Genomic DNA, 20,843 nt, shown 5'->3' with positions numbered 1-20,843 from the left:
CGCTGGGGGAGACATGAGCCGCAAGACGTCGTCCGGGGACGCCTCCGAGCCGGTCTGGTTCAAGAGCAGCTACAGCAGCGGCAGCGAGGGCGACTCCTGCGTCGAGGTCGCCGCCGGACCCGCCACCGTCCACGTCCGCGACTCCAAGAACGCCGAAGGCCCCCGACTGGCCTTCACCCCCGCCGCGTGGGACGGCTTCCTGCCGTACGCGGTCGAGAGCTGACTCCGATCGAACAACCCCTGGGGGAGACTTGAGCCGCATCACCCCGTACGAGGGCACTTCCGAACTGACGTGGTTCAAGAGCAGTCACAGCAGCGGCGCGGAGACCGACTCCTGCGTCGAGGTCGCCGCCGGACCCGCCACCGTCCACGTCCGCGACTCCAAGAACGCCGAAGGCCCCCGTCTCGCCTTCACCCCCGCCGCGTGGGCCGACTTCGTGCCGTACGCGGTCGAGGACTGACCCGGCGGCTTCCGATCGGCCCCGACTGGAAAGCCGGATGCGGGGAAGCAGGAAGACAGGGCAGATGAGGCGCGGCTTCGGCCGGGTCCTCGGGTGGTCACCCGGGGGCCCGGCCGCAGGACGCGCTGTTCAGAAGTTGATACTGCCGAGCATGCCCGCGATGTTGGTCGTCAGCTCATTGATCGTCGGGGCCACCGTCGACGAGGCCAGGTAGAAGCCGAGCAGCATGCACACCACCGCATGCCCGGCCTTCAGTCCTGACTTCTTGATGAGCAGGAAGACGATGATCGCCAGCAGCACCACCGCCGAAATCGAGAGTGCCACGGCGGCTCACCTCCAAAGGTCCCAGGGGCGCGGGGGGGGGGTCGGACGCAAGGGGCAGTAAATCCGTACAGCAGCCAGCAGGGTGATACCCACTGTGCGCTATTGATCATAACTATCCGTACGCGCGCATCGATCGGCGCACAGCCGCACAAGGGGGCGCATGGCCAATATGGTCGGGGCATGACGACCGAGACCGACTCCTTCCCCCGACGGCACGCCCGCACCCAGCGCTTCACGCTCGGCGCGCCGCGTTCGTTCACCGTGGCGCCCGACGGTGCGCGTGTCGTGTTCCTGCGCTCCGGTTCCGGTACGGACCGGGCGAGTTCGCTGTGGGTGCTGGACACGCAGGAGGGCGGGGAACGCGTCGCGGCGGACCCGCGCGCCCTCCTCGGCGGCGCCTCGGAGCGCCTCTCGCCCGAGGAGCGGGCGCGCCGCGAACGCAGCCGCGAGGGCGGTGCCGGGATCGTCGGCTACGCCACCGACGCGGCCGTGGAACTGGCGTCTTTCACCTTGTCAGGGCGGCTTTTCACGGCCGAGCTGCGGGCCAGCACGGCACGTGAACTGCCGGTCCCCGGACCGGTGATCGACCCGCGGCCGTCCCCCGACGGCCGGTACGTGGCGTACGTCGCCCGGGGTGCGCTGCGGGTGGTCGGCGCCGAGGGCGACGGCGACCGGGCCCTCGCCGAGCCGGAGCCGGCGGCGGGCGACGGGGAGGTCACGTACGGGCTGGCGGAGTTCGTCGCGGCCGAGGAGATGGGGCGTTCGCGGGGGTTCTGGTGGGCGCCGGAGTCGGACCGGCTGCTCGTGGCGCGGGTGGACGACACGCCGGTGCGCCGGTGGTGGATCTCCGATCCGGCGCACCCGGACCGCGCCCCGCAGCGGGTGGCGTATCCGGCGGCGGGCACGGACAACGCGGACGTCCGGCTGTTCGTGATCGGTCTGGACGGGGTGCGCACGGAGGTCGTCTGGGACCGGGTCCGCTACCCCTATCTGGCACATGTGCACTGGTCAGCGGCGGGTGCGCCGCTGCTGCTCGTCCAGGCGCGCGACCAGCGCAGCCAGCTCTTCCTGGCCGTGGACCCGGACTCGGGGACGACCCGGATGGTGCACGCCGATGAAGATCGAGATTGGCTTGATCTTTTCGCCGGGGTGCCGCGCTGGAGCCCCTCCGGACAGCTGGTGCGCGTGGTGGACGAGGGCGGCGCGCGGGTGCTGGCGGTCGGGGAACGCCCGCTGACCGGTGCGCAGCTGCACCTGCGGGCGGTGCTGGACGTCTCGGACGACGACGTGCTGGTCTCGGCGTCCGCCGGCGCCGAGGCGGCCGAGCCGGAGACCGGCCAGGTGCACGTGTACCGGGTGAACGAGCTCGGCGTGGAGCGCGTGTCGCAGGAGCCCGGTGTGCACACGGCGGTGCGCGCCGGGGGCGTGACCGTCCTGGTCTCCGCCACGCTGGACCGGCCCGGGGCGCGGGTGCAGGTGCTGCGCGACGGGAAGCGGATCGCGACCGTCCCCTCGTACGCCGAAGATCCTGGTATGTCCCCGCGCGTGACGCTCGTCGAGGGGGGCGCACGGCGAATCCCGTGCGCCGTGCTTATGCCTCGGGACTACGCCGGTGACACCCCCCTGCCGGTCCTCATGGACCCCTACGGCGGTCCGCACGGGCCGCGCGTGCTGGCCGCGCACAACGCGCACCTGACCTCGCAGTGGTTCGCCGACCAGGGCTTCGCGGTGGTCGTCGCCGACGGCCGCGGCACCCCGGGCCGCTCCCCCGCCTGGGAGAAGGCCGTCCACCACGACTTCACCGTCTCCCTCGACGACCAGGTCGAGGCGCTCCGGGCCCTCGCCGGGAGCCACCCGCTGGACCTGTCCCGGGTCGCGATCCGCGGCTGGTCCTACGGCGGCTGGCTGGCCGCCCTCGCGGTGCTGCGCCGCCCGGACGTCTTCCACGCGGGCATCGCGGGCGCCCCGGTCACCGACTGGCGGCTGTACGACACCCACTACACGGAGCGGTACCTCGGCGACCCGGCCCGGCAGGCGGCGGCGTACGCGAAGAGCTCGCTGGTGACGGACGACGGGCTGTCCTCCCCCGCCGAACCGCACCGGCCGCTGATGATCGTGCACGGCCTGGCCGACGACAACGTGGTGGTCGCGCACGCCCTGCGGCTGTCCTCCGCCCTGCTGGCCGCCGGCCGCCCGCACGAGGTGCTGCCGCTGTCGGGCGTCACCCACATCACCCCGCAGGAGCAGGTCGCGGAGAACCTGCTGCTGCTCCAGGTGGACTTCCTGAAGCGGTCGCTGGGGATGGCGTAGGGCCCGGGGACGGCAACGGGCCGGGGCGCCATGGCACCCCGGCCCGTTTACGGCACCCGCACGGCCGTACGCTGTTCAGCCTGACGCGTCCGTATATCGGAATCGGGTCGGCCGAGTTGCCTGTGTGTTAACGCGGTTGATGCGCGTATGTGCGGCTATGCGACCGCCTCCGGCGGCACCACCCGCTTCTCCTCGGCGAAGTGGCAGGCGGAGTCGTGCGCGGCCGGGCCGCCCGCCGCCCGGAACGCCGCGGGCACCGCGAGCGCCGGCACCTCCCGCGCGCAGCGCTCCCGCGCCTTCCAGCAGCGGGTGCGGAAGCGGCACCCGGAGGGGACGTCCGCCGGGGACGGCACGTCACCGGAGAGGATGATCCGCTCCCGGCGCTCGCGCGCGGCGGGGTCCGGCACGGGCACGGCGGACAGCAGCGCCTGGGTGTACGGGTGGGTCGGGTGGTCGTAGATCTCGGTGTCCGTGCCGGTCTCCACGATCCGCCCGAGGTACATCACCCCGATCCGGTCGGAGAGGTGCCGCACCACCGACAGGTCGTGGGCGATGAAGACGTAGGAGAGGCCGAACTCGGACTGGAGCCGGTCCATCAGGTTGACGACCTGTGCCTGCACGGAGACGTCCAGCGCGGAGACCGGCTCGTCGGCGACGATCACCTCCGGGCGCAGCGCCAGGCCGCGGGCGATGCCGATGCGCTGGCGCTGGCCGCCGGAGAACTGGTGCGGGTAGCGGTTGACGTGCTCCGGGTTGAGGCCGACGACGTCCAGGAGCTCCTGGACGCGCCGGCGCCGGTCGCCCTTCGGGGCCACCTCGGGGTGGATCTCGAAGGGCTCGCCGACGATGTCGCCCACCGTCATGCGGGGGTTGAGGGAGGTGTACGGGTCCTGGAAGACCATCTGGATGTTGCGGCGGACCGCCTTCAGGGCCCGGCCCGAGAGCCGGGTGATGTCCTCGCCCTTGAAGCGGATCGCCCCGGCCGTCGGCCTCTCCAGGTGGCACAGCAGCTTCGCGACCGTCGACTTGCCGCAGCCGGACTCGCCGACGATGCCCAGCGTCTCGCCCCGGCGCAGCTCGAAGTCCACGCCGTCGACGGCCCGGACGGCGCCGACCTGCTGCTTGAACAGCACGCCCCGGGTCAGCGGGTAGTGCTTGACCAGGCCGCTGACCTGGAGGATCGGTTCGGTCTCAGCCATGCAGGCACTCCCCGGAGAAGTGGCAGGCGCTGCCGCGGTCCGCGTCCGTGCCGGTCACCGCGTACAGCGGGGGCACGTCGGTGCGGCACACGTCCCGGGCCATCGGGCAGCGGGGGTGGAAGGCGCAGCCGGACGGGACGTCCAGGAGGCTGGGCGGCAGGCCCTTGACGGCGTGGAGCTCGCGGCCCTTGCGGTCCAGGCGCGGGACCGAGTCCAGCAGGCCGCGGGTGTAGGGGTGGGCGGGCGCCTTGTAGAGGTCGTGCACGGGCGCGGACTCGACGATCCGGCCCGCGTACATGACGGCGATCCGGTCCGCCACGTCGGCGACCACGCCGAGGTCGTGGGTGATGAGGATCAGCCCCATCCGGTACTCCCGCCGGAGCTCCGCGAGCAGCTCCATGACCTGGGCCTGGACCGTCACGTCGAGGGCCGTGGTGGGCTCGTCGGCGATGATCAGGTCCGGCTCCAGCGCCAGCGCCATGGCGATCATGATGCGCTGGCGCATGCCGCCGGAGAACTGGTGCGGGTACTGCCGCACCCGTTCCTTCGCCGCCGGGATGCGCACCCGGTCCATCAGCTCGACGGCCCTGGCCCGCGCGTCCTTCCGGGACAGGCCGCGGTGCACGACGAACATCTCGCCGAGCTGGTCGCCCACGGACATCACCGGGTTCAGCGCGGACAGCGCGTCCTGGAAGATCATCGCCATGCCCGAGCCGCGGACCGCGCGCCGCTCCTCCTCCCTCAGCCCCAGCAGGTCCCGGCCCCGGAAGAGGATCTCGCCGCCGGTGATCCGCCCGGGCGGCGTGTCGAGGATGCCCATGACCGCCTGGGCGGTGACCGACTTGCCGGAGCCGGACTCCCCGAGCACGGCGAGCGTCTCGCCGGCGTCCACGTGGCAGGTGACGCCGTTGACGGCCCGGGCGACGCCCTCCCGGGTGCGGAACTCCACGTGCAGGTCGCGCACTTGAAGCAGCATGACGGCGGCTCACCTCAGCTTCGGGTCGAGGGCGTCGCGCACCGCGTCGCCGAGCATGATGAACGCGAGCACGGTGACCGCCAGGGCCCCGGAGGGCCACAGCAGGGCGTGCGGGGCGTTGCGGATGTAGGGCGAGGCGGCGGAGATGTCGATCCCCCAGGACACGCTGGGCGGTTTCAGTCCGACGCCGAGGTACGACAGGGTCGCCTCCAGCGCGATGTACGTCCCGAGGGCGATGGTCGCCACGACGATGACCGGCGCGACCGCGTTGGGCGCGATGTGCCGCAGCAGCAGCCGGGCGTCGGAGGCGCCGAGGGCGCGGGCGGCCTGGACGTAGTCCTGCTGCCGGGCGGTGATGACCGCGCCGCGGGCGATGCGGGAGATCTGCGGCCAGCCCAGCAGCACCATGAACCCGATGACCGGCCACACGGTGTCGCCGGTGACGACGGACAGCAGGACCAGGCCGCCCAGGACGACCGGGATCGCGAAGAAGACGTCGGTGATCCGGGACAGGACCGCGTCCCACCCGCCGCCGAAGAACCCGGCGAGGCCGCCCAGCACGCCGCCGAGGACCGCGACGCCGAGCGTGGCCAGGACGCCGACGGTGACGGAGGTGCGGGCGCCGTGCACCGTGCGCGTGTAGACGTTGCAGCCCTGGCCGTCGTACCCGAAGGGGGCGCCGGGCCGGGGGCCCTCCTGCGCCCTGGCCAGGTCGCACGCGAGCGGGCTGCCGGAGGCGATCAGGGACGGCCGGACGGAGATCACGACCAGGAAGAGGATCACCAGCGCGGAGACGAGGAAGACCGGGTCGCGGCGCAGGTCGTGCCAGGCGTCGGACCACAGCGAGCGGGGCTTCCCGGACGGCGCGGTGTTCCCGGGGCCGCTCGGGGCGGGGGGTTCCGCCAGGGTCACCGCCTCGCCGGCCGCGAGGTCCGTCCGGCCGCCCGCGCCGGTCCCGGCGAGGGCGGGCTCGGGTTCGTACGGCATCTCAGGCATAGCGGATCCTCGGGTCGAGTACGGCGTACAGGAGGTCGACGAGGAGGTTGGCGACCAGGAACACCAGGACCAGGACGGTCACGAAGCCGACCACGGTCTGGGTGTTCTGGCGGAGGATGCCCTGGTAGAGCTGGTAGCCGACGCCGTGGATGTTGAAGATCCGCTCGGTGACGATCGCGCCGCCCATCAGGGCCCCCACGTCCGTGCCGATGAAGGTGACGACGGGGATGAGGGAGTTGCGCAGCAGGTGCCGGGTGACGACGCGGCGGCGCGGCAGGCCCTTGGCGACGGCGGTGCGGACGTAGTCGGCGCGCCGGTTCTCGGCGACGGAGGTGCGGGTCAGCCGGGTGACGTAGGCGAGGGAGACGGAGGCCAGCACCAGGCCGGGCAGGATCAGCTCCTCCAGCGGGGCCGCGGAGGAGACCGAGGGCCTGATCCAGCCCCACTCCACCCCGAGCAGCAGCTGGAGGAGCAGGCCGGTGACGAAGGTGGGGACGGAGATGACGACCAGGGTGACCAGCAGCACCGAGGTGTCGACGGGGCGGCCGCGGCGCAGGCCCGTGACGACGCCGAGGGTGATGCCGACGACGACCTCGAAGACGATCGCGACGAGGGTCAGCCGCAGGGTGACGGGGAAGGCGGTGCCCATCAGCTCGGTGACCGGCCGGCCGTCGAAGGCGGTGCCGAAGTCGCCGGTGAGGACGTTCCCCATGTAGGTCAGGTATTGCTGCCGGACCGGCTTGTCGAGGCCGAACTCCCGTCTGAGCCGGGCCGCCGTCGCCGGGTCGCACCGCCGGTCGCCGCACAGGCCCGCGACAGGGTCGCCCATCACGTTCACCATCAGGAAGATCAGCAGCGTGGCCCCGACGAACACCGGGATCATCTGGAGCAGCCGCCGGACGACGTACCGTCCCATGGCGGGCGCCTCAGCCGACCTTGATCTGGTCGTAGACGGGGACGCTGAACGGGTTGAGCCGCACGTCGGACAGGCGTTCCGACCAGCCGGCGCTGCCGTTCTGGTACCACAGCGGGATGGCCGCCATGGTGTCGCGGACCACCTCCTCGGCCTGCTGGAACAGCTTGACGGACCGCGCGGCGTCGGTCTCCCGGTTGGCCCGGTCCACCAGGTCGTCGAAGGCCCGGTCGGACCACTTGCCGTCGTTGGAGGAGGCGTTGGTGTAGTACAGCGGCTGCAGGAAGTTCTGGATCAGCGGGTAGTCCATCTGCCAGCCGGCGCGGAACGGGCCGCTCATCTTCCGGTCGGTGATCCGGTTGCGGTAGTCGGCGAAGGTGCCGACCGGGTTGCCGACGCAGGCCCGCTCGTCGCCGAGCGCCTTGTTGACGCTGTTGCAGACGGCGTCGACCCACTGCTTGTGGGAGCCGGTGTCCGCGTTGTACGTGATCTTCAGCCGGCCGCCGGGCAGGCCGCCGCCCTCCTCGATGAGCCGCCTGGCCTCCTCGGGCCGGTAGTCGCAGGCCTCCCCGCACAGGCCGGCCCGGTAGCCGCCGTCCTCGTCGAGGACCGGGGAGGTCCAGTCGGTGGCGGGGGTGCGGGTGCCGGCGAAGATGGTGCCGGTGATCCGGTCTCGGTCGATCGCCATGGACAGGCCCTTGCGGACCTTCTCCATGCCGGGCTTGTTCCACGCGGGGTCGTAGAACGGGAAGGCGAGGGTCTGGATGATGCCGGCGGGGGTGCTGAGGTAGCGGTCGCCGAGGTCGGTCTTCACGTTCTTCAGCTGGGCGGCGGGGATGTCGTCGGCCAGGTCGAGGTTGCCGGCCATGAGGTCGGTGTAGGCGGTGTTGCTGTCGGTGTAGACCTTGAGGTCGACGCCGCCGTTCCGCGCCTTGTCGGGGCCGGGGTAGTCCTGCCACGTCCGCAGCGACATCTGGGAGCCCTTGACGTACGAGTCGACCCGGTACGGGCCGTTGCCGACCGGCTTGGCGATCCAGGCGTCGTGGTCCTCGAAGAAGCTGCGCGGCAGCGGGACGAAGGCGTTGTAGCCGAGGGTGTCGGGGAAGCCGGAGAACTTCTGGCTGAGCCGGACGGTGAAGGTCCGGTCGTCGACGACCTTCAGGCCGGACATCGTCTCGGCGGACTGCTTGCCGCCGTCCTCCGGGTGGACCTCGTCGTAGCCGTCGACGTAGCTGAAGAAGTAGGCATTGCGCTGGTTGTTCCTCAGGCTCGCGCCGTAGTTCCAGGCGTCGACGAAGGACCGGGCGGTGACCTTCTCGCCGTTGCTGAACGTCCAGCCGTCCTTGAGGGTGATGGTGTAGTTCTGCGAGTCGGGGGTCTCGATCGACTCGGCGAGCATGTCCTGCGCGGCGCCGGTCTCCGGGTCGTAGCGCTTGAGCCCCCGGAAGATCATGTCGAGGACCTTGCCGCCCTGCACCTCGTTGGTGTCGGACGGCTCCAGCGGGTTCTGCGGGTCGCCCCAGGAGGCGCTGAGCACCGTGCCGGCGTCCCCCGCGCCGCCGCCCCCGCCCCCGCACGCCGTCATCACGAGCGCCCCTGCCGCCGCGCACCCGATCCACGTGGCATGCGTGGCTCCGCGCATGAACTGCCTCCTTGTGACCGCGCCGTGCACCAGCGCCGGAGCGCTGATCCTTTACGGGCCAATATCGGGGCAGAAGGTGCATGACGCACACGTTGCGGGGCTGTACGGGCGGGACGCCAGCCGGATGTACGTACGCCGGGCCGCGTGCCGGGCGGGCGGGGCGTCCCCGCCGGCGTCCCGCGGGCCGGCCGGGCCCGGCGCCCCGCGGCGCCGGACGGCCGCGCGAACGCCGGTTCCCGGCACCCCAGGGAGACGGGTGCCGGGAACCGGGGACGTGCCGGACGGAGCGTCAGGCCGCGTGGACCACGTCCTTCTCCTCCGCGAAGTGGCAGGCCGACTCGTGGGCGGCCGGGGAGTCCGACCCCTGGAAGCGCTCGGGGATCGCCAGCAGCGGGACCTCCTCGGCGCACTTGTCCTGGGCCTTCCAGCAGCGGGTGCGGAAGCGGCAGCCCGACGGCGGGTTGGCCGGGGACGGGACGTCGCCGGTGAGGATGATGCGCTCGCGGTGGGCGCGGGCCTCCGGGTCCGGGACCGGGACCGCCGACAGCAGCGCCTGGGTGTAGGGGTGCGTCGGGTGGTCGTAGATCTGCTCGTCCGTGCCGATCTCGGCGATCTTGCCGAGGTACATCACGCCGACCCGGTCCGAGATGTGCCGGACGATCGACAGGTCGTGGGCGATGAAGACGTAGGACAGGTTGAACTCGTCCTGCAGTCGCTCCATCAGGTTGATGACCTGCGCCTGGACGGACACGTCCAGGGCGGAGACCGGCTCGTCGCAGATGATGATCTCGGGGTTCAGGGCCAGGCCGCGGGCGATGCCGATGCGCTGGCGCTGACCGCCGGAGAACTGGTGCGGGTAGCGGTTGATGTACTCCGGGTTGAGGCCGACGACGTCCAGCAGTTCCTGGACGCGCTTGCGCCGGTCGCCCTTCGGGGCCACCTCGGGGTGGATGTCGAAGGGCTCGCCGATGATGTCGCCCACCGTCATACGGGGGTTCAGGGACGTGTACGGGTCCTGGAACACCATCTGGATGTTGCGGCGCACGGCCTTCAGGGCACGCCCGGACAGCCGGGTGATGTCCTGCCCCTTGTAGAAGATCTCGCCGGCCGTCGCCCGCTCCAGGTTCATCAGGAGCTTGGCGACGGTGGACTTGCCGCAGCCGGACTCGCCCACGATGCCGAGCGTCTCGCCCTGGTACAGGTCGAAGGAGACGCCGTCGACGGCCTTGACCGCGCCGACCTGCTTCTTGAACAGGATGCCCTGGGTGAGCGGGAAGTGCTTCACCAGGTTGCGGACCTGGAGGATGGGCTCCCCGCGCTCCACGGGCGCCTCGATCGCGGCGACCGCCTCCGTCTCGGACGCGGCGGCCACGACCTCCACCTCGGAGACGTTCGGCGTGGCGGCCTGCGGCTCGTCGTTCTTGCTGAGCTCAGCCATGGAGCGTCTCCTTCCAGAAGTGGCAGGCCGAGGCGCGGCCGACCAGCTCCGTGCCGTCCTTCTCGGTCACCGGGTGCAGGGGCGGCACATCCGTGCGGCAGACGTCCTGGGCCATCGGGCAGCGCGGGTTGAAGGCGCAGCCGGACGGGATCCGCAGCAGGTTGGGCGGCAGGCCCTTGATCGCGTACAGCTCCTGGCCCTTCTGGTCCAGGCGCGGGATCGAGTCCAGCAGGCCCTTGGTGTAGGGGTGCGCCGGCCGCTTGTACAGCTCGTGGACCGGGGCGCGCTCCACGATCCGGCCCGCGTACATCACCGCGATCTTGTCCGCGACGTCGGCGACGACGCCGAGGTCGTGGGTGATCAGGATGAGGCCCATGTGGTACTCGCGCTGGAGCTCCGCGAGCAGGTCCATGACCTGGGCCTGGACCGTCACGTCGAGGGCCGTGGTGGGCTCGTCGGCGATGATCAGGTCCGGCTCCAGCGCCAGCGCCATGGCGATCATGATGCGCTGGCGCATGCCGCCCGAGAACTGGTGCGGGTAGTCGTTGACCCGGTCGGCGGCGGCCGGGATCTTCACCCGGTCCATCAGCTCGATCGCCTTGGCCTTGGCCTCCTTCTTGGAGAGGCCCTGGTGGACGCGGAACATCTCGCCGAGCTGGTAGCCGACGGAGAGCACCGGGTTGAGCGAGGAGAGCGCGTCCTGGAAGATCATGGCGATCTTGCGGCCGCGGATCCTCCGGCGCTCCTCGCCCGACATCTTGAGCATGTCCTGGCCGCGGAAGAGGATCTCTCCCTTGGGGATGCGGCCGGGCGGCATGTCGAGGATGCCCATGATGGCCTGGGCGGTGACGGACTTGCCGGAGCCGGACTCGCCGAGCACGGCGAGGGTCTCGCCCGCGGAGACGGAGTAGTTCACGCCGTTGACGGCCTTGGCGACGCCGTCACGGGTGTGGAACTCCACGTGCAGGTCGCGGACTTCGAGCAGCGGGCCGTCGTCCGCCCCGCCCTCGCGCGGCGAGGGCGCGGCGGAAACTTTGTCGATGGTGGTCACGTACGCCTCCCTCAGCGCATCTTCGGGTCGAGGGCGTTGCGGACCGCATCGCCGAACATGAGGAACGAGAGCACCGTGATCGACACCATCACCGACGGGACGATCAGGGTGTGGGGGGCGATACGGAGCTGCTCGCGTCCTCGCGCCACGTCGCCGCCCCAGGACACGGCCGTGTCACCGAGGCCCACGCCCAGGAAGGACAGGGTGGCTTCGGCCGCGATGTACCCGCCGAGCGCGATGGTCGCCACGACGATGATGGGCGCGAGCGCGTTGGGCAGGATGTGCCGGAACAGGATCCGGGAGGTCGAGGCGCCGAGCGCCTTGGCGGCTACCACGTAGTCCGACTGCTTGATGGTGATCACGGCACCGCGGGCGACACGGGCGATCTGGGTCCAGCCGAGGAAGGCGAGGGCCATGATGACGACCCAGACGGTGCGGTTCTCGAAGGAGTTGAGCACCACCAGGGCGCCGAGCAGGAACGGGATGCCGAGGAAGATGTCGGTCAGCCGCGAGAGCAGGGTGTCGGTCCAGCCGCCGAAGTAGCCGGCGATCATGCCGATGACCGTGCCGAGCAGGGTGACGGCGATGGTGACGCCCACACCGACGGTGATCGAGGCGCGGGCACCGTAGACGACACGCGCGTAGATCGAACGGCCCTGGACGTCGTAGCCGAGCCAGTCCGGGGCGAAGACGTGGCTCCAGTTCGGCTTCCCCAGGTAGTGCTTGGCCAGGTCGGCGTCGCGCGGCGAGGCGCTGGTGAACAGCCCCGGCCAGACCGACATCACCAGCAGGAACACGATCAGGGCGGCCGACACCAGGAACAGCGGGTTGCGCCGCAGGTCGTGCCAGGCGTCGGACCAGAGGCTGCGCGGCTTGTCGGGAGCCGGGCCGGCGTCCGCCACGACGACGCCCGCGGTGCTCACGGTGTCGCCGGGAAGGGCTTCGACCTTCTTTTCGACGGTCTTGTCAGGCATACCGGATCCTCGGGTCCAGGACCGCGTAGAGCAGGTCCACGATCAAGCTGGCGGCGAGGTAGATGAGCACCATCAGCGAGGCGATCCCCACGACCGTGGCACCCTCACGCCGGCTGAGCGCCTCGTAGATCTCGATACCGATGCCCCGCACGTTGAAGATGCCCTCGGTCACGATGGCTCCGGTCATCAGGCTGCCGACCTCGATGCCGAGGAAGGTGACGACGGGGATGAGCGAGTTGCGCATCAGGTGGACACCGACGACACGGCGGCGCGGCAACCCCTTGGCCACGGCGGTGCGCATGTAGTCGGACCGCAGGTTCTCCGCGATCGACGTGCGGGTCAGCCGGGCGACGTAGGCGAGGGAGAGCGACGCCAGCACGGTGGCGGGGAGCGCGAGCTGGGCGAAGTCCGTCGAGTCGGTCACCGTGGGTGTGGTGACGGACCACTTGAAGGCGAGCAGGTACTGCAGCAGGAAGCCCAGCACGAAGGACGGCATCGAGACGAGGACCAGCGTCAGCGTCAGCAGTCCGCGGTCCCGCAGCGTGTCGGGGCGCAGGCCGGCGACGACACCGAGGCCGATGCCCACGAGCGTGACGAAGGAGAAGGCGAAGATCGTCAGCCTGATCGTCACCGGGAACGCGTCGAGGATGATGTCCTTGATGGGTCGCTGGCTGGCGATCTGGGTGCCGAAGTCGCCCTGCAGCAGCCCGGTCATGTAGTTCACGTACTGCTGGATGAGCGGCTGATCGAGGCCGAGTTCCTTCTTGATGCTCGCGACCACCGCCGGGTCGTACGCCTGATCCCCCATCATCGCCCGGACGGGGTCGCCGGGCAGGGCGTACATCATGCAAAAGATGATCAAGGTTGACCCGATGAACACCGGGATCATCTGGAGCAGTCGTCGTGCGACATAGCGCCCCATAGGTGCCTCCGTGAGGGGTTAACGCAGGTGCGGGGGCCGTCTCCTGGTGGCGAGACGGCCCCCCGCACCTCCCGCCGCCACCTGGGCGGCGGCGGGCTTACGGCCGAGTGGGAAGAGCCCGAAGGGCTCCTCTTACTTGGTGGTGACGGCCCACACTTCGAGGTCACCGTGGAAGTCGACGTTGACGTTGTCGACGTTCTTTCCGTGGCCGCCGTTGATGCGGTAGTACCAGAGCGGGATGGCCGGCATGTGCTCGACCAGCTTCTTCTCGACCTCCTGGAAGGCCTTCACCGAGTCCTCGAGGGACTTGGCCTTGTCCGCCTTGTTCATCAGCGAGTCGATCTCCTTGTTGGAGAAGCGACCGTTGTTGGCCTCGGCGGTGGTGTGGTACAGCTCCTTCATGAAGTTGGCGTTGACCGGGTAGTCGGCGACCCAGCCACCGCGGTACATGCCCTTCACCTGGTCGTTGTCACGGGCCTCGAGGTCCGTGGCGAAGTCCGGCTTCGGGTCGCCGACGCAGTCGACACCGGTGGCCTTGCGGATGGACTCGCAGACCGCGGTCACCCACTCCTTGTGCCCACCGTCGGTGTTGTACTGGACGGTGAACTTGTTGCCCGGAACGCCACCGCCCTCCTTGATGAGCTGCTTGGCCTTCGTCGGGTTGTACGTGAACACGTCGGTGTCCAGGTTCTGGTAGCCCTTGACACCGGGCGGCGTGAAGCCCTTGGCCGGCGTACGGGTGTTGTTCAGAACCGTCTTGGTGATCGTCTCGCGGTCGATCGCCATCGACAGACCCTGCAGGACCTTCGGGTCGATGTCCTTGAAGGTCTTGGAGTAGAACGCCGGGGTCAGCGTCTGGATGGCCGCGTACGGCTGCTCGATGGCGCCGTCGCCCAGGTCCTGCTTGTACTTCGGCAGGTCCGTCGGGCCGACCTGGCGGATCATGTCCAGGTTGCCGGAGACGACGTCCTTGTAGGCGGCCTCGAGCGTCGTGTAGGCCTTGAACTGGACGCCCTTGTTCTTCGCCTTGTTCGGGCCCTTGTACTCGTCCCAGGCCTTGACCTGGATGAGCTTCTTGTGGTCCCACTTCTCGAAGGTGTACGGACCGTTGCCGACCGGCTTCTGGCCGAAGGCCTTCGGGTCGTCGTAGAAGACCTTGGGCAGCGGGGCCCACGTGGTGTAACCGAGCTTGTAGTTGAAGTACGGCATCGTGTACTTCAGCTCGATGGTGAAGGTGTGGTCGTCGACCGCCTTCAGACCGGACATGGTCTCGGCCTTCGGGTCACCCTTCTCCGGGTGGACGTCGTCGTAACCCTTGATGTCCTGGAACCAGAAGGAGTTCTGCTGGTTGTTCTTGATGTTGGCGTACCAGTTCCAGGCGTCGATGTACGACTTGGAGGTGACGTCTTCGCCGTTGTGGAACTTCCAGCCCTTCTTGAGCTTGACCGTCCACGTCTTGGAGTCCTCGGTGGTGACCGACTCCGCGTTCGTGTAGACGATGTCGCCCTTGGCGTCGAAGTCCAGCAGCTGGGTGAACAGGGACTGGATGACGTACGAGCCGTTGCTCTCGTTGGTGTCGGCCGGGATGAGCGGCTTCTGCGGCTCGCCGACGTCGATCGAGACGTAGCCCGCGGGCCCGGAACCCTTCTTCTCCGCCCCGCTGTCACCGTCACCGCCGCCGCAGGCGGTGGCAGCCAGAGCAACGGTTATCGCACCCGCGACCCACTTGGCGCTCTTGGCACCACGCATGGGTTCCTCCTCATGAGTCCACTTGTTCACTGCAAGAAGGGCCTACGTAACCCGGCCGACACCGTCGCCGGTCCAGGATGGTTCGCCCCAGTGTGCTCGTGAGTCGGCGCTCCCCGTCGCGCGTGACTCATTCACCCGAGCTCTACGCGCCTAACTATCTGCCATGGGCAAGCGCTCGACCACAGTCATCAGGTCTCGGTTCGATCACACCTGGCGCATAGTTCTTCCAAAATCCGGACAAAGCGTTTGGTGAAAGATCCCTGCGAAACGGACTTGTTACACATCTATCGGTGGCAGCCGTCCGTATTCCGGACACATGGGTGAGATAAATCGCTTGCGGGGAGCGCAGCCCCGGGGCACAGTCCCCTCGGGCCCCGTGCGCTGCCAACACGCAGGGAAGGCACGGCAGTTCGGCGCATCGAGCGCCGGGCCGGTGCTCGCCGGCCGACGGACCGTCATCGGCCACCGCCACGAGCCACTTCCGGGAGCAGGGTAGTGGGACCAGGGCGTTCGCGACGGCCCGCCCGGCCAGATCGAGGGTTTTCCCTACCCTCTTTCTTCGCTTCCCCCCGCACACGGTGACGCCGGGCATCCCCGCGGGATGCCCGGCGTCACCGGCCGGCCGGCGTCAGCCGTGCTTGGCGCGGCTCGCGGCGCGGGCGCGCTCGCGGGCGTCCAGGTTCACCTTGCGGATGCGCACGGCCTCCGGGGTGACCTCGACGCACTCGTCGTCGCGGCAGAACTCCAGGGACTGCTCCAGCGACAGCTTGCGCGGCGGGACGATCGACTCGGTCACGTCGGCCGTGGACGACCGCATGTTGGTGAGCTTCTTCTCCTTGGTGATGTTGACGTCCATGTCGTCGGAGCGGGAGTTCTCACCGACGATCATGCCCTCGTACACCTCGGTGCCCGGCTCGACGAACAGCACGCCGCGCTCCTGGAGGTTGGTCATCGCGAAGGCGGTGACGGCACCGGAGCGGTCGGCGACGAGGGAGCCGTTGTTGCGGGTCTGCAGCGTGCCGAACCAGGGCTCGAAGCCCTCGTGGATGGAGTGGGCGATGCCCGTGCCGCGGGTCTGCGTCAGGAACTCGGTCCGGAAGCCGATCAGGCCGCGGGAGGGCACCACGAACTCCATGCGCACCCAGCCGGAGCCGTGGTTGGACATGTTGTCCATGCGGCCCTTGCGCACGCCCATGAGCTGCGTGACCGCGCCCATGTGCTCCTCGGGCACGTCGATGGTCATGCGCTCGACGGGCTCGTACGTCTTGCCGTCGATCTCCCGGGTGACCACCTGGGGCTTGCCGACGGTCAGCTCGTAGCCCTCGCGGCGCATCTGCTCGACCAGGATGGCCAGCGCCAGCTCGCCGCGGCCCTGCACCTCCCAGGCGTCCGGGCGGTCGGTCTCCAGGACGCGCAGCGAGACGTTGCCGATCAGCTCGCGGTCCAGGCGGTCCTTGACCTGGCGGGCGGTGACCTTGCGGTCCTTGACGGCCGCCTTGTTGTCCGCGCCCTTGCCGGTGGCGCCGCGTCCGACCAGCGGGGAGGTGTTGGTGCCGATGGTCATCGAGATGGCGGGCTCGTCGACCGTGATCAGCGGCAGCGGGACCGGGTTCTCGGTGTCCGCGAGGGTCTCGCCGATCATGATGTCCGGGATGCCGGCGACCGCGCAGATGTCACCGGGGCCGGCCTTCTCGGCGGGCTTGCGGGTGAGCGCCTCGGTCATCATCAGCTCGGAGATGCGCACGTTGGCGACCGAGCCGTCGCGCTTCATCCACGCGACGGTCTGGCCCTTCTTCAGCTCGCCCTGGTGGACGCGCAGCAGCGCGATGCGGCCGAGGAAGTTGTCCGCGTCGAGGTTGGTGACGTGGGCCTGGAGCGGGGCGCCCTCGTCGTAGGTGGGAGCCGGGATGTGCTCCAGGATCGTGGAGAAGAACGGCTCCAGCGAGTCGGAGTCGGCCGGGACCGTGCCGTCCTCCGGCTTGGTCAGCGAGGCGACGCCGTCCCGGCCGCAGGCGTAGACGATCGGGAACTCGATCTGTTCCTCGTCGGCGTCCAGGTCGAGGAAGAGGTCGTAGGTCTCGTTGACGACCTCGTCGATCCGGGCGTCCGGCCGGTCCGTCTTGTTGATGCAGAGGATGATCGGCAGCCGCTGGTGGAGCGCCTTGCGCAGCACGAAGCGGGTCTGCGGCAGCGGGCCCTCGGACGCGTCCACGAGCAGCACGACGCCGTCGACCATCGACAGACCGCGCTCGACCTCGCCGCCGAAGTCGGCGTGGCCGGGGGTGTCGATGATGTTGATGGTGATCGGGTCCCCGCCGTCCTTCGGGTGGTACTTGACCGCCGTGTTCTTGGCGAGGATCGTGATGCCCTTCTCACGCTCCAGGTCGTTCGAGTCCATCATGCGGTCGTCGACCGAGTCGAGCTGGTGGGCGGCGAAGGCACCGGCCTGCTTCAGCATGCCGTCGACGATGGTGGTCTTGCCGTGGTCGACGTGGGCGACGATGGCGACGTTGCGGATGTCGTGGCGCGTGGCCATAAGCTGGCGTACTCCCGGAGTGTGAGGATTGCCCTGCGCGTACGTCGGTGGTGCGCGGGCCCTGCCGGGCTGAACATGCCACGGCCTCACCCCATGGTACGGGTGCGACGCCGGTGGGCGGGCCCCGGATGTGTCGGTGCAGCTCAGACCGCGTCTTCGGCCGCGACGGAGCCCGCCGGGCACCTCCGGAGGGCGGCGGCGCGGCCGGCGGGCTCGCCGGACGGCTCGGAGCACGACAGGAAGCCGCTGCCGGTGTGCTCCCAGGTCCGCACGTGCCCCCGGGCGGGTTCCGCGCCCGGGCAGGTGTAGGTGAAGGCGGCCTCGACCAGGTCGATCGAGCCCCACCCGTAGTACGCGCCCTCCAGGTCGCCGGTGGCCACCTCGAAGTAGTGGTCGTCCTCGGGACGGTCCGTCTCGCCGGGCCCGGCGAGCGGCACCTCGGCCCGCACGCGCCGGCCGAGCGCCTCGATCACGGCGGCGGCGCCCACGCCCCGGGGCGCCCCGGTGACCCGCGGCCGGTGCACCGTGTCGCCGAAGGGCTTCAGGGCGGCCGAGTAGGAGTCGGTCCTCGTCTCGAAGACGAGGGGATCCGTCAGCGCGGTCAGCTGCTGCGTGCGCCGGACACCCGACCAGGCGTACGTGCCGTCCGTGCAGGCGGCGGCGTCGCCCGCCTCCCCCGTGCACCCGCTCAGCCCCGCCAGCAGGACCGCCGTGAGCAGTCCGGCCGTACCGGACCTCCGTACCGTGCCGCGCATGCGCCGGCTCCCGTCCCCCGTGCGCGGCCGCCCGGCGGCCGCACCCTGACCTCTGCCGAGATCGTCGATCCCTGCCGGGATCATCGTGGGGACCGCCGGGCGGCGGGGGCAAGCAGTTTGAGGTTTTCCTGCGCTACGGGACCAGGGGCTGTCGTCCGGATCAGGTCGCGGGGAATCGACTGTAGGTCGTCGGCGCCGGTGAGCGGGGCCCGGTGCGTGTAGCCGCAAGGCGGAGGAGGGCGGCGATGCGGAGCATCGGCGACCGACGACAACGCCGCGGACGCGCGTGCCGGACCCCGCGTCCGCGGCGTGATCCGAACGACAGCCCCTAGCGCCCGCCCTTCTTCAGGAAGCCCATGTCCTCGTAGACCGGGGTGGCGAAGCCGAAGGCGCCGGCGTTCGCGAGGGTCGTGCGGGCGGCCACCAGCTGCGGGCGCTGGTAGAGCGGGACGGAGCCGGCCGCCGCCCAGATGCGGGAGTCGGCCTTGCGCAGCAGGGACCGCGCCTCGTCCTCGTCGAGGGTGGTCAGGGCCTGGTCGAAGAGCTGGTCGACCTGGTCGGTGCCGACCCGGGTGTAGTTCTGCTCGATGTTCAGCGAGCCGTCGGCGGCCGGCACCGGCTTGGCGTAGACGGGGCGGGCGTCGGTGGCGGGGAAGGCCGTCGCGGGCCAGGAGTACAGGGCGAGGTCGTACTGGCCGGCGGCGATGTGGTCCTTGAAGTAGGACTCGTCGGAGACCCGGGAGACGGTCGTGCGGATGCCGACCCGCTTCAGCATGCGGGAGATGCGGCCGGCGACCGTGCGCAGGGACTCGGTGCCGGTCCCCGAGGGGATCACGAAGCGCAGGGTGAGCGCCTTGCCGTTCTTGGCGAGCGGGGCGGGCGCGGCGCCCGCCGGGGCGGCGGTGCCCTCGGGGGCGTACGCGCCGGGGGCGCTGTTCTGCCTCAGGTTCTGCCGCCCGTCCTGTGCCAGCCGGTCCTGCCGCTGGTCGGCCTCGCGGTGCACCTTGCCGTCGCTGCCGCCGTCCCCGCCGTCCTGCGCGCTCTCGCCGTCCTCGCCGACGATGTACGCGCCCTCGTCACCGCCCTCGGACGCGTCCTGCGCGTCGCGCTCGGCGCCGGCGGCCTTCTCGCCCTTCTTCTCCTTCTCCTTCTCCTTCTCCTTCTCCTCGACCGGGCCGCCCGGCACCCAGCCGGCCTCCGCGAGCAGGGCCTGCGCCTCCTCGGTGCTCCGGCCGCCCAGGGCGCCGCTGCCGTCGGCGTAGACGGCCTGGCCGGCCAGGGCGAGGTGGCTGCCGAGGGGCTCGGCGGGCAGTCCCAGCGGTTTCAGGACGGCCGCGGCCAGGGCCTCGCGGTCCAGGCTGCGGGCCACCGCGCGGCGCACCCGTTCGTCGGCGAGGGGGCCGTCGGCGCCGTTGAGGGCCAGTTGCGTGTAGGCGGGTTCCAGGGACTTGCGCACCTCGTACCCGCGCAGGGCCCGCTGCCGGCGCGCGTGCGCGGCGGCGGCCTCGCGCAGCTCCTCGCGGGCGCCGGCCTCCTCCTCGGCGGCCTCCTCGTCGGAGCCGTTGGCCACCGCCCAGGAGTGCAGCGCCTCCGCCGGGGTGCGGTCCGGGCCCATGAGCGGGGTGTCGCTGCTGCGGGGCCGGGCCGCGGCGGTGATGCCGCGGGCGGCGGCCGGGTCGATCTCGGCCAGGTCGACCCGGCCGGCGGTCAGCGCGGCGGTGCGCTCCTCGCGGGGCACGGCCCGCAGCACGATCGTGGAGAGCTTGGCGGGCTCGCCCCACCAGCGCGGGTTGCGCACGAGGGTGATCTCGTCCCGCCCGCGGTCGATCCGGGCCACCGCGAAGGGGCCCGCGGTGGTCCTCAGCCTGGTGCGGGCCCCGTCGTTGAAGGAGTCCGGGGTGCCCATGACGTCCTTGGGGTACAGCGGGGTGAACAGCGACTTCCAGTCGGCGTAGGGGCGGCTGAAGACGACCTTGACCTCCAGGTCGTTCCTGCCGCGCTCGATCTTCTCGATGCGGTCGTAGCCGGCGTTGCGGGCGGTCCAGTACGCGGTGTCCTTGCCGGACAGGGCCCGCCACTGGGCGGCGAAGTCGGCGGCGCCGATCTCGCGGCCGTCGCTCCAGACGGCCTGCTGGTTGAGCTTGTACAGCACGACCTGCTTGGGCTCGGTGTCGACGACCTCGGCGGACTCCAGGTAGGCGGGGTTGCGCTGCGGGCGGCCGGTGGCGTCCATCCGGTACAGGGACGGCAGGACGGCCTGCGCGACGCGGGTGGTGGTCGCGTCGGCGTCCGACTGGAAGGTGTTCAGGGTCTCGGGCACGGAGTCCACCGCCCAGCGCAGGGTGCCGCCGTCGGCGATCCGGGCCCGGGCGGCGGAGGCGATGTCCTGCCCGGCCAGCGGCTTGCCGGCCGGATCCGCGGAGCCGCAGCCGGCGAGCGCGGGCACCAGGACCGCTCCCGCGGTGAGGAAAGCGACCGAGCGCAGGACCGCGCGCGGTGCGACGCCGTCGTGGGACATCTCTGGGTACCTCCGGGAGGCCGCGGGAGTTATGATCACGTTTGGTGGTATTTGGGGCTCATCAGATGGATGCGGCCAC

Annotated in this window: 17 protein-coding genes; 3 read left to right on the top strand and 14 right to left on the bottom strand. The window is 70.6% G+C overall.

What is annotated here, in order from left to right; translation table 11 throughout:
• The first annotated feature begins 13 nt into the window (after window positions 1-13).
• Together ACIF8T_RS19840 and ACIF8T_RS19835 are read left to right on the top strand one after the other, a co-directional pair.
• Window positions 14-223, top strand: coding sequence for a DUF397 domain-containing protein (locus ACIF8T_RS19840; RefSeq protein ID WP_400036723.1), 210 nt, complete (start codon window positions 14-16; stop codon window positions 221-223).
• 28 nt (window positions 224-251) lie between these two features.
• Window positions 252-461, top strand: a complete 210-nt coding sequence (locus ACIF8T_RS19835; protein ID WP_400036721.1) for a DUF397 domain-containing protein — start codon at window positions 252-254, stop codon at window positions 459-461.
• A gap of 129 nt (window positions 462-590) precedes the next feature.
• On the opposite strand, the gene ACIF8T_RS19830 is transcribed toward ACIF8T_RS19835, so the two are convergent.
• Window positions 591-785 carry a hypothetical protein gene (locus ACIF8T_RS19830; RefSeq protein ID WP_400036719.1) on the bottom strand — a complete coding sequence of 65 codons (195 nt, stop codon included), beginning with the start codon at window positions 783-785 and terminating at the stop codon, window positions 591-593.
• 180 nt (window positions 786-965) lie between these two features.
• Between ACIF8T_RS19830 and ACIF8T_RS19825 the strand changes: the two genes are divergently transcribed.
• On the top strand, window positions 966-3,095 hold the full coding sequence (locus tag ACIF8T_RS19825) for a prolyl oligopeptidase family serine peptidase (protein WP_400036717.1): 2,130 nt from the start codon (window positions 966-968) through the stop codon (window positions 3,093-3,095).
• 155 nt (window positions 3,096-3,250) lie between these two features.
• On the opposite strand, the gene ACIF8T_RS19820 is transcribed toward ACIF8T_RS19825, so the two are convergent.
• The 13 genes from ACIF8T_RS19820 to ACIF8T_RS19760 all read right to left on the bottom strand — a co-directional run bounded on the left by ACIF8T_RS19820 (window position 3,251) and on the right by ACIF8T_RS19760 (window position 20,764).
• Entirely contained in the window at window positions 3,251-4,294 is a 1,044-nt protein-coding gene (locus tag ACIF8T_RS19820; protein WP_400036715.1) for an ABC transporter ATP-binding protein, read from the bottom strand.
• Complete coding sequence (locus ACIF8T_RS19815; RefSeq protein WP_400036713.1) at window positions 4,287-5,270, bottom strand: ABC transporter ATP-binding protein; 984 nt, start codon at window positions 5,268-5,270, stop codon at window positions 4,287-4,289. Before ACIF8T_RS19815 ends, ACIF8T_RS19820 begins: the two co-directional genes overlap by 8 nt.
• Window positions 5,271-5,279: 9 nt before the next feature.
• On the bottom strand, window positions 5,280-6,266 hold the full coding sequence (locus tag ACIF8T_RS19810) for an ABC transporter permease (protein WP_400036711.1): 987 nt from the start codon (window positions 6,264-6,266) through the stop codon (window positions 5,280-5,282).
• On the bottom strand, window positions 6,259-7,182 hold the full coding sequence (locus tag ACIF8T_RS19805; protein ID WP_400036709.1) for an ABC transporter permease: 924 nt from the start codon (window positions 7,180-7,182) through the stop codon (window positions 6,259-6,261). The genes ACIF8T_RS19810 and ACIF8T_RS19805 overlap by 8 nt, the downstream gene beginning before the upstream one ends.
• Window positions 7,183-7,192: 10 nt before the next feature.
• On the bottom strand, window positions 7,193-8,821 hold the full coding sequence (locus ACIF8T_RS19800; protein WP_400036707.1) for an ABC transporter substrate-binding protein: 1,629 nt from the start codon (window positions 8,819-8,821) through the stop codon (window positions 7,193-7,195).
• A 289-nt stretch (window positions 8,822-9,110) separates the two neighbouring features.
• Window positions 9,111-10,259, bottom strand: coding sequence for an ABC transporter ATP-binding protein (locus ACIF8T_RS19795; RefSeq protein ID WP_400036705.1), 1,149 nt, complete (start codon window positions 10,257-10,259; stop codon window positions 9,111-9,113).
• A complete protein-coding gene (locus ACIF8T_RS19790) occupies window positions 10,252-11,310 on the bottom strand; it encodes an ABC transporter ATP-binding protein (protein ID WP_400036703.1) in 1,059 nt (352 codons plus the stop codon). Before ACIF8T_RS19790 ends, ACIF8T_RS19795 begins: the two co-directional genes overlap by 8 nt.
• An 11-nt stretch (window positions 11,311-11,321) precedes the next feature.
• The gene (locus ACIF8T_RS19785; protein ID WP_400036701.1) at window positions 11,322-12,284 is read right to left on the bottom strand and encodes an ABC transporter permease; all 963 of its coding nucleotides are present in this window, start codon (window positions 12,282-12,284) and stop codon (window positions 11,322-11,324) included.
• On the bottom strand, window positions 12,277-13,206 hold the full coding sequence (locus ACIF8T_RS19780) for an ABC transporter permease (RefSeq protein ID WP_400036699.1): 930 nt from the start codon (window positions 13,204-13,206) through the stop codon (window positions 12,277-12,279). Before ACIF8T_RS19780 ends, ACIF8T_RS19785 begins: the two co-directional genes overlap by 8 nt.
• A 132-nt stretch (window positions 13,207-13,338) precedes the next feature.
• Window positions 13,339-14,955, bottom strand: a complete 1,617-nt coding sequence (locus tag ACIF8T_RS19775) for an ABC transporter substrate-binding protein (RefSeq protein ID WP_400036697.1) — start codon at window positions 14,953-14,955, stop codon at window positions 13,339-13,341.
• Window positions 14,956-15,583: 628 nt separating this feature from the next.
• A complete protein-coding gene (gene typA / locus ACIF8T_RS19770; protein ID WP_400036695.1) occupies window positions 15,584-17,491 on the bottom strand; it encodes a translational GTPase TypA in 1,908 nt (635 codons plus the stop codon).
• A gap of 143 nt (window positions 17,492-17,634) precedes the next feature.
• Window positions 17,635-18,246 carry a hypothetical protein gene (locus tag ACIF8T_RS19765; protein WP_400036693.1) on the bottom strand — a complete coding sequence of 204 codons (612 nt, stop codon included), beginning with the start codon at window positions 18,244-18,246 and terminating at the stop codon, window positions 17,635-17,637.
• A 328-nt stretch (window positions 18,247-18,574) separates the two neighbouring features.
• Entirely contained in the window at window positions 18,575-20,764 is a 2,190-nt protein-coding gene (locus tag ACIF8T_RS19760; RefSeq protein ID WP_400036691.1) for an ABC transporter family substrate-binding protein, read from the bottom strand.
• Window positions 20,765-20,843: the final 79 nt, after the last annotated feature.

The organism is Streptomyces sp. NPDC085946, assembly GCF_044540485.1.
Lineage (GTDB): Bacteria > Actinomycetota > Actinomycetes > Streptomycetales > Streptomycetaceae > Streptomyces.
The sequence above is the reverse complement of the archived record's forward strand: the minus strand, read 5'-3'. Positions and strand labels throughout refer to the sequence as shown.